7 protein-coding genes are annotated in these 7,613 nt (G+C 63.3%); 4 read left to right on the top strand and 3 right to left on the bottom strand.

Features of this window, described 5'->3' with window-relative positions; translation table 11 throughout:
- Positions 1 to 144 precede the first annotated feature (144 nt).
- Together ACS5Q1_RS45275 and ACS5Q1_RS45270 are read right to left on the bottom strand one after the other, a co-directional pair.
- Positions 145 to 1,713 carry an MFS transporter gene (locus tag ACS5Q1_RS45275; RefSeq protein ID WP_473104355.1) on the bottom strand — a complete coding sequence of 523 codons (1,569 nt, stop codon included), beginning with the start codon at positions 1,711 to 1,713 and terminating at the stop codon, positions 145 to 147.
- A 125-nt stretch (positions 1,714 to 1,838) separates the two neighbouring features.
- A complete protein-coding gene (locus ACS5Q1_RS45270; RefSeq protein WP_473104353.1) occupies positions 1,839 to 2,273 on the bottom strand; it encodes a MarR family winged helix-turn-helix transcriptional regulator in 435 nt (144 codons plus the stop codon).
- Positions 2,274 to 2,498: 225 nt separating this feature from the next.
- Here ACS5Q1_RS45270 and ACS5Q1_RS45265 point away from each other — a divergent pair, with 225 nt between their 5' ends.
- Genes ACS5Q1_RS45265 through ACS5Q1_RS45255 form a run of 3 tightly spaced genes read left to right on the top strand, consistent with a single transcriptional unit; the run spans position 2,499 to position 5,367 of the window.
- Complete coding sequence (locus tag ACS5Q1_RS45265; RefSeq protein WP_473104352.1) at positions 2,499 to 3,668, top strand: ABC transporter ATP-binding protein; 1,170 nt, start codon at positions 2,499 to 2,501, stop codon at positions 3,666 to 3,668.
- Between the two features lie 2 nt (positions 3,669 to 3,670).
- Positions 3,671 to 4,576 (top strand): ABC transporter permease, encoded by a 906-nt coding sequence (locus ACS5Q1_RS45260; RefSeq protein WP_473104351.1) that lies wholly within the window; start codon positions 3,671 to 3,673, stop codon positions 4,574 to 4,576.
- On the top strand, positions 4,573 to 5,367 hold the full coding sequence (locus ACS5Q1_RS45255) for an ABC transporter permease (protein WP_473104350.1): 795 nt from the start codon (positions 4,573 to 4,575) through the stop codon (positions 5,365 to 5,367). Before ACS5Q1_RS45260 ends, ACS5Q1_RS45255 begins: the two co-directional genes overlap by 4 nt.
- A 72-nt stretch (positions 5,368 to 5,439) precedes the next feature.
- Here ACS5Q1_RS45255 and ACS5Q1_RS45250 read toward each other — a convergent pair whose 3' ends face one another.
- Positions 5,440 to 7,251: an AsmA family protein gene (locus tag ACS5Q1_RS45250; RefSeq protein WP_473104349.1), complete on the bottom strand. Its 1,812-nt coding sequence runs from the start codon at positions 7,249 to 7,251 to the stop codon at positions 5,440 to 5,442.
- A gap of 234 nt (positions 7,252 to 7,485) precedes the next feature.
- Between ACS5Q1_RS45250 and ACS5Q1_RS45245 the strand changes: the two genes are divergently transcribed.
- Positions 7,486 to 7,613: CoA-transferase (locus ACS5Q1_RS45245; protein WP_473104354.1), on the top strand; the 128-nt coding region annotated here is incomplete at its 3' end.

Genomic DNA, 7,613 nt, shown 5'->3' with positions numbered 1-7,613 from the left:
CGGCCGCCCTCAACTCAAGGCCGAGAAAGACGCTGGGCTGGAAAACCCCTGCAGAGGCGCTTGACGAATGGCTGCGGCAGGTCAACAGAATCCATGTTGCGACGACCGTTTGAATCCGCCTTGAGCATGGCAATCGTTGTGGTGTTAGGCGGTGGAAATTTCGGGAACGGTTGAGAGGCGTGCGCCGATGGACCGGATCGCGACGTGGGCGATCAGGGCTGCGAGCGCGAAGGCGGCGAGCAACGCGATCGCCAGGAAGGCATCGTTGTAGGCGAGTACGGTAGCCTCCCGGCTGACCTGTTGGCCAAGCAGGACGGCGCCCTCGGCATTCAAAAGCGACTTGTCCGTCATCACGCGGCCATAGGCACCGGAAAGCTGGCTCAGGCGCTGCGCGACCAGTGGATCCGTGGACATCAGATGGTTGGCGAGATCCTGGACGTGGAATTTCGTGCGCCACGTCATGAAGGTTCCGACGATGGCGGATCCGAGCACGCCGCCGATGCTTTGCGTCGTGAGGAAGACGATGACGAAGCTGAGAATGTAGGTCGGTCCCTTCTTCAGAGCCATCATGAGGCCTGAGGCCATGGCTGGCGGCAGGAAGAGCGCGCCTGCGAAAGCGATGAGAGCCTGGCTCAGATACATCTCGGCAGGACGCGTCAGGTTCGTAGCGCGACCGTCCATGACGGCACCAACGATGAGGAGCGCGAGAGCAACCATATGGATGGCAGGCTCGCGCCCGGGCTTCATCACCGCCGCGCAGGCAAGCCCGCCGGTCACCGATGCGGCGAGAATGATCAGGGAGAGCACCTGCATCTGATCGTTCTGCAATCCGAGAGCCTGGAAAAAGCCGAAGGCGCCGCTCGTCTGCTCCGACAATACGATGCGGAAGATCAGGAGCGCGCCGGTGAAGTGCACGACTTCCCGGCTCGCGAGCCAGCGGATGTCGAGCAGCGGGCTCTCGCGATTCAGTTCGAGCACGATCGCGACGGTGATGGCTGCGATGCCGATGGCCAGCATGATGCCGAGCCAGGGCGCCTCGAACCACCAATAGACGCGGCTCAGGGTAAGCACCATGGCGGTCAGTCCGAATCCGATAGCGATGAGGAGATAGCTCACCACATCGCGCCAATGGATCACCTTCGCGCGGGGCTGAGGCGTCAGCGGCAGAAGATAGACGGCGGCGAAGGCCATCATGGCAATGGCGATCTCGAACACGTAGAGGCCGTGCCACTGTCCGATCATCAAAAGGTCTGGCGAAATCAGCCGTGCGAGCGGCGCGCCGAGGGAAATGTTCGTAAGGGCCAGGGACAGGCCGATGTTCAGCTTTTTGGCCGGCGGAAACGCTTCCAGCATGTAGAGAAAGCCGAGCGACGACATCGGCGCTGCCGCAATGCCGCTGAAGAAGCGCACGATCAAGGCCGAGTGCAGATCCTCGACGAAAAGATGCATGAGCGTGATGAGCACGAAGACGAGGATGCTCAACTCCGCGAAGTTGCGCAGGCCGTATTGCATCCGGATCTTGATGAGGGCAAGCGCAAGGCTGACATTGGGCGCCATATAGGCGGCCATGAGCCAGGTGGCTTCGTTGGTGGTTGCGCCAAGCGCGCCCTGGATCTGCGGCAGGTTCGCCGAAATGAGGTTCATGCCCAAGCCCTGGGTGAGGGCGAGGAGAAGTGAGGCGAGCATGTAGCATGCCGCCCTTAAGGCGGGCATGGGGGCAGGTGCCGCCGGAGGGGAGGGCAGAGCCTGCGGTGTCTCGATCCCGGAGCGGCCGGCGTCGGAGCTCTCGTTCTCAGTTGCGCGGCTTTCGGACGTTGCAGTCACGGGAGGAACACCATTCAGTTTGCGGCTTCGATGTTCCGGCCCATAGCCTCGCAGACGCGAATAGCGACCTTGAGATCGTCCTCGCTGATGTCCTTGAGTACGTCGCTGCGGAATTCCTTCACGAGTCGGTCCACATGGGCCGCCTGTTCCTGACCCGCCGTGGTCAGGGCGATCTGCTTGGCCCGGCGGTCGCCGTCCACCGGCCGGCGCTCGATCAGACCCTGTTTCTCCAGGCTGTCGAGCAGCGGGACCAGGGTCGGGCCTTCGATCTCGAGCATCTCTGCAAGTTCCGTCTGGGTCATGCCCTCTTTCTTGCTGAGAAAGATCAGCGTGCGCGCCCGCGCCAAGGTCAGGCCTTTGGCCCGCACGCGGGCATCGAACAGGGTGCGCATCTTCCGACTGACCTTCCAAAGTTCCTCGGAGAATATCGCTTTGGCCGGGGTCATCATCTTTATCCTAGTGGGCATATTATTAGCATACTAATAATGTGGGTGCTTGGTACTCCAACTCCAAGCCCATCGCAAGGCACTTTACGGCTCAGATCCGGCAGGGCAGGGTTGCGCCCAGTACTGCTCTCAAGTCGGTGAACCGAGGCGTTTAAGTTGTTGTTCTTGGGGGCCGAACATCATAGCTTGCCCGCTGGTTTCCTCGTTCAAGGTTGAAGTCAAAACATCTTGCCTCCTCCGTCTCGACAATCCGCGTCCGTTGGCGCCGTGCGCCGCGCCTTCGCGCCCTGGTCCAATCCCGATGCCAAGCCGCTCATCCGCTTCGAGAACGTCACGAAGCGGTTCGGCGATGCGGTCGCGGTGGACCACCTCTCCCTGAATATCTTCGAAGGCGAGTTCTTCTGCCTGCTCGGCCCCTCCGGCTGCGGCAAGACGACTCTCATGCGCATGCTCGCGGGTTTCGAGACACCGAGCGAGGGCACGATCACCCTGGCGGGGCAGAGCCTCGCCGGCGTTCCGCCCTATCGTCGGCCGGTGAACATGATGTTCCAGTCCTATGCGCTCTTTCCCCATATGAGCGTGGAGAAGAACATCGCCTTCGGCCTGAAGCAGGACGGGATGCCGAAGGACCAGATCGCGGAGCGCGTCGGCGAGATGCTTCGCCTCGTCCAGCTCGAAAAGCTCGCCCGGCGCTATCCGAGCCAGCTCTCCGGCGGCCAGCGCCAGCGCGTGGCGCTCGCCCGTGCGCTCGCCAAGAAGCCGAAGGTGTTGCTTCTCGATGAGCCCCTTGGCGCCCTCGACAAGAAGCTGCGCGAGGAGACCCAGTTCGAGCTGATGGACATCCAGCACGAGCTCGGCATGACCTTCGTAGTCGTCACGCACGACCAGGAGGAGGCCATGACCATGGCCGACCGCATCGCCGTGATGGACCAGGGCCGCATCGCCCAGGTCGCGACGCCCGGTGAGATCTACGAGCAGCCCAAGACCCGTTTCATCGCCGAGTTCGTCGGCGACGTGAACATTCTGGAAGGCCATGTGCAGGGGCAGGAGAACGGTCTCTGGCGCGTGGAGACGCCGTCGGCTCACGCACCGCTGACCATCGACGATCCGGACGAGGTGCTGCATTCCGGCCAGGCCGTGGCGATTGCCGTGCGGCCTGAGAAGATGGTGATCCAGCGCGACCCGCCGGGACCCGACGCCATCAACGTGCTCACCGGCGAAGTGTGGGATATCGGTTATCTCGGCGACTGGACGGTCTATCGCGTGAAGCTCGCCACCGGCGAGATCCTGCGTGTGACCCGCGCCAATGCTTCGCGCTTCGTCGAGAATCCCATCGATTGGGACGAGCAGGTCTATGTCACCTTCGCGCCGGATGCGGCCGTGATCCTGGCGGAATAGCCATGATGGACCGCTCCCTCACGCGACGCCTCACCGCGGGGCTCGTGCCGGCCATTCCCTATCTCTGGCTCGGCGTGTTCTTCCTCGTGCCGTTCCTGATCGTCCTCAAGATCAGTCTGTCGGACCCGGCTGTGGCCCAGCCGCCCTACAAGCCGGTCTTTGACTGGAACGACATTGCCGGATTCTTCAGCGGGCTCGATCTCGAGAATTTCGAGCTCCTGACCCAGGACGACCTCTATTTCCGCGCGACACTCTCCTCCGTGCGCATCGCGGCGATCTCGACATTGCTGCTGCTTCTGGTCGGCTTTCCCATCGCCTATGGCATGGCCCGCGCGCCGGAGCGCTATCGTCCGCTGCTGGTGGCGCTCATCATTCTACCGTTCTGGACGAGCTTTCTCATCCGCATCTATGCCTGGGTCGCAATTCTGAAACCGGAAGGGCTGCTCACGCAGGCGCTCATGGGGATCGGTCTGATCTCCGAGCCGCTCGACATCCTCAACACGGAAACGGCGGTCTATATCGGCATCGTCTACGCCTATCTGCCCTTCATGGTGCTGCCGCTCTATGCGACTCTGGAGAAGATGGACGATACGCTGCTGGAGGCAGCGCTCGATCTCGGCTCGACGCCCTGGCGCTCGTTCTGGACCATTACCGTGCCGCTCGCCATGCCGGGTATCATTGCCGGTTCGCTCCTGTGCTTCATCCCGGCGGTGGGCGAGTTCGTCATCCCCGATCTGCTCGGCGGTTCGGAGACGCTGATGATCGGCCGCCAGCTCTGGAGCGAGTTCTTCTCCAACCGCGACTGGCCGCTCGCTTCCGCCGTGGCGATCCTGCTGCTCATCATCCTCGTCGTGCCCATCGTGATCTATCGCGATGTCGAGGCGCGGCGCGTGGAGGCACGGCCATGAACCGGCGTCTGAGCCTCTTCAATGTCACCTCGCTCGTGATTGGCTTCGCCTTCCTGTATCTGCCGATCCTGCTGCTGGTGATCTATTCCTTCAATGCTTCGCGCCTCGTCACCGTGTGGGGCGGATTCTCCACGCAATGGTACGGCGCACTCTTCCGCAACCAGGCGCTGATGGAGGCGGCCTGGGTGACGCTGCGCATCGCGCTCCTGTCGGCGACGCTGGCGACCGTCCTCGGCACCCTCGCGGCACTCGCGCTCACGCGCTACGGGCGTTTTCCCGGCCGCACGCTCTTCACCGGCATGGTCTATGCGCCCATGGTCATGCCGGAGGTCATCACCGGCCTGTCGCTGCTTTTGTTCTTCGTCGCAGTGGATCTTGACCGCGGCTTCTGGACGATCACGCTGGCGCATACCACGCTTACCATGTGCTTCGTGACGGTGGTGGTGCAGTCGCGGCTCATGACCTTTGACCGCTCGCTCGAAGAGGCGGCGATGGATCTCGGCGCGCCGCCCCTGCGTACGTTCTTTTCCGTGACGCTGCCACTGATCGCGCCGTCCATCGTGGCGGGCTTCCTGCTCGCCTTCACCCTGTCCATGGACGATCTGGTGATCGCGAGCTTCAACGCGGGACCGGGCGCGACGACCCTGCCGATCAAGATCTACAGCCAGGTGCGGCTCGGGCTTTCGCCGGAGGTGAATGCGGCATCCGCGATCCTGATCGGTATCGTGACGCTGGGTGTGATCTCAGCGACCCTGCTCAGCAAGCGCTCGGCCCTGCGGTCGCGGCGCTAGAGCATCGTTGATACGGAAAATCGGATCCACTTTTTGCTGATGCGGCCCTCTGGGGCCGCACGATGGCGAGGCTCACTGAGCAGTAGCCTGAGGCCGCTGCTGGTTGGCCGGAACGCGCTCGGAGGGGAAGAGAGGCTTCGCTGCGCCCGAGCGCTCGATAAGGGAGCGGACCTGCGGGGACACCGCGACGTTGTCCCAATCGCCCATGACGTTGAAGACGAGGGCGGGTGACTGGCCCGTCTGGGCATCGGCCGGCGAAACGTTCGCCGTCATGCTGAGCTGGCGGTCGGCCAGAAGCACCTGCCCCTTCAGGTCGGCCTGCACGTCAGGTCCCCAGAGACGGGCTTCCGCGATCTCGCCGATACCGTTCTTCACCACGACCTGCGCCTGTGCCTTGTCGAATGGTGTGCGCCCGCCCTTCCAGTTGAGCGAGGCAAGGAGCGGGCGCTTCTCCACCCGGCGAAGGGCGTCATGGAGGGCGATGCCCACGAGCTCGCCTTCGGTGACCTCGATCGAGGAGCGGCCCTGGGCCTCCCGGATCACATCTGCAGGATTCTTGCCCAGTCCCTCGAAACTGAACTGCCCGGTCGCCTGGCCGGTGATCCAGCGCGGCTCGCCCATGGCGGCGAGGAAGGGAGCGATCTTCACGCCGGCAAATGTCCCCTGGCTCTTCAGTTCGACCTGACCGTTGTGCTTCACCAGGGACAGACGGCCCTTGAGGCTGCCGTCATGGAAGCCGGCCCGTCCGATGGACGCCTCGATCCGGCCGGGCTGCACGAGCACGCTGGCGGCCATGTCGTCGAGGCTGAGGCGGCCGAGGCTGGCGCTCGCGGCCGAGAGGCGCAGGTCGAGATCGGTGCCGGTGGCCCTTGTCAGATCGATGGTTTCCTCGCTCCAGGAGCCGGAGGAGGTCCGGGCCTGGGAGAAGGGCGCGAACAGGTCCGACAGATTGAGCGTGTCGGCCGCGAGCGTCCCGGTGATGACGGGCCGGTCGGTATCGAAGCGGACACCCAGAGTGCCTTCGAGCTTGTCGTCGCCCAGCATCACCGAAACGGCGGGCCATGACAGGCGCCGGCGATCCATGGAGAAATCACCGCCGACGGAGACCGCCCGCAGCAGCGACCCGAAGGGCAGCTCCACGCCGCTCCAGCGGGTGAAATCGCGCACGGATTTGGCCTGGATGGTGCTCTCTCCGGTGATCCGCGGGGTTTCGCCGAGCTGCGCCTCACCTTCGGCTGTAATGCGCGCCGAGGGGGTGGCGAGAGTCAGGGTGAAGGGGCTGATCCGGTCGCAGACCAAAAGATCGGGGAAAACCGAGGCCTGTTCGAGGGAAACGACCTCATCCCGCCAGTGAGCGGATCCCACCATGGTCATCGGCTCGGCCGCGTCGGCCCAGCGGATGACGAGGTTGAGCTGGTCGAGATTGGCTTCCTTCAGATCGGTCCAGCGCAGGGTGGATTTGCTCACGATGAGGCGCCGGGCATAGGTCGCGCTCGACCGGTCCTTGAGAATCTCCGTCCATTTGACCGAGTGCAGGGCCTGGAAGGAACCTGTGATGCGCGTTTCTGTCAGGTCGAAGTCGGAGAGCTCGATCCGCCCCATGAGAAGCGGCAGGAGGCGAAGCTCGCCCCTCAGGGTTCCGCCCTCGGCCTTGAGGGCCCGATCCGGGAACTGAAGCGTGACATTCTCGAACTTGACCCGGGGAATGGGGAGGACGGCGAAGGTGCTGCGGCCTCTGACCGTCAGCTCGAGGCCGTATTTGTCTTTCACGTGCTTGGTCAGAGCCGCCGAAAGGCCGCCCCCTGGAAGCGTCCAGGGAGAGGCTGCCGTTCCGAGAACGGCGAGCGAAATCAACGCAATGAGGAGGACAACGCGGCGGGACATGGGATGAATGTTGTAAACCTTAAGTCCTGCCTCGCAAGCGGGGATGAGGGAATGTCCTCAGGCAAGACCGAAATCATGGATCGTTTCCATATATCCATATGAAGGGATTGTCTAAATTGAGGCCAGGTTGCAGGGTGGCCGCCATTCGAGCCAGACCTGCCCTGCGACCTAATGGCCGCGGGTCGGTTTGGAGTGCTTCGAAGGGCAGGAATCTGCTCACAGGGAGAAGTTTTGATGGATAAAGTTTACAGCGATGCGCGGGCAGCGCTGGCTGGAGCGGTCAAGGATGGCATGACCATCATGGCCGGCGGTTTCGGCCTGTGCGGCATTCCGGAGACGCTGATCGAGGCGATCCGTGATTC

It is taken from the genome of Microvirga sp. GN3 (genome assembly GCF_055792825.1).
This window is presented reverse-complemented; position numbering and strand designations above follow the sequence as displayed.

Excerpts from the sequence above, each read along its gene's own strand:
- ACS5Q1_RS45275 (WP_473104355.1), bottom strand. The coding sequence starts at position 1,713 with ATGCCCGCCTTAAGGGCGGCATGCTACATGCTCGCCTCACTTCTCCTC.
- ACS5Q1_RS45270 (WP_473104353.1), bottom strand. The coding sequence starts at position 2,273 with ATGATGACCCCGGCCAAAGCGATATTCTCCGAGGAACTTTGGAAGGTC.
- ACS5Q1_RS45260 (WP_473104351.1), top strand. The coding sequence starts at position 3,671 with ATGATGGACCGCTCCCTCACGCGACGCCTCACCGCGGGGCTCGTGCCG.
- ACS5Q1_RS45255 (WP_473104350.1), top strand. The coding sequence starts at position 4,573 with ATGAACCGGCGTCTGAGCCTCTTCAATGTCACCTCGCTCGTGATTGGC.
- ACS5Q1_RS45250 (WP_473104349.1), bottom strand. The coding sequence starts at position 7,251 with ATGTCCCGCCGCGTTGTCCTCCTCATTGCGTTGATTTCGCTCGCCGTT.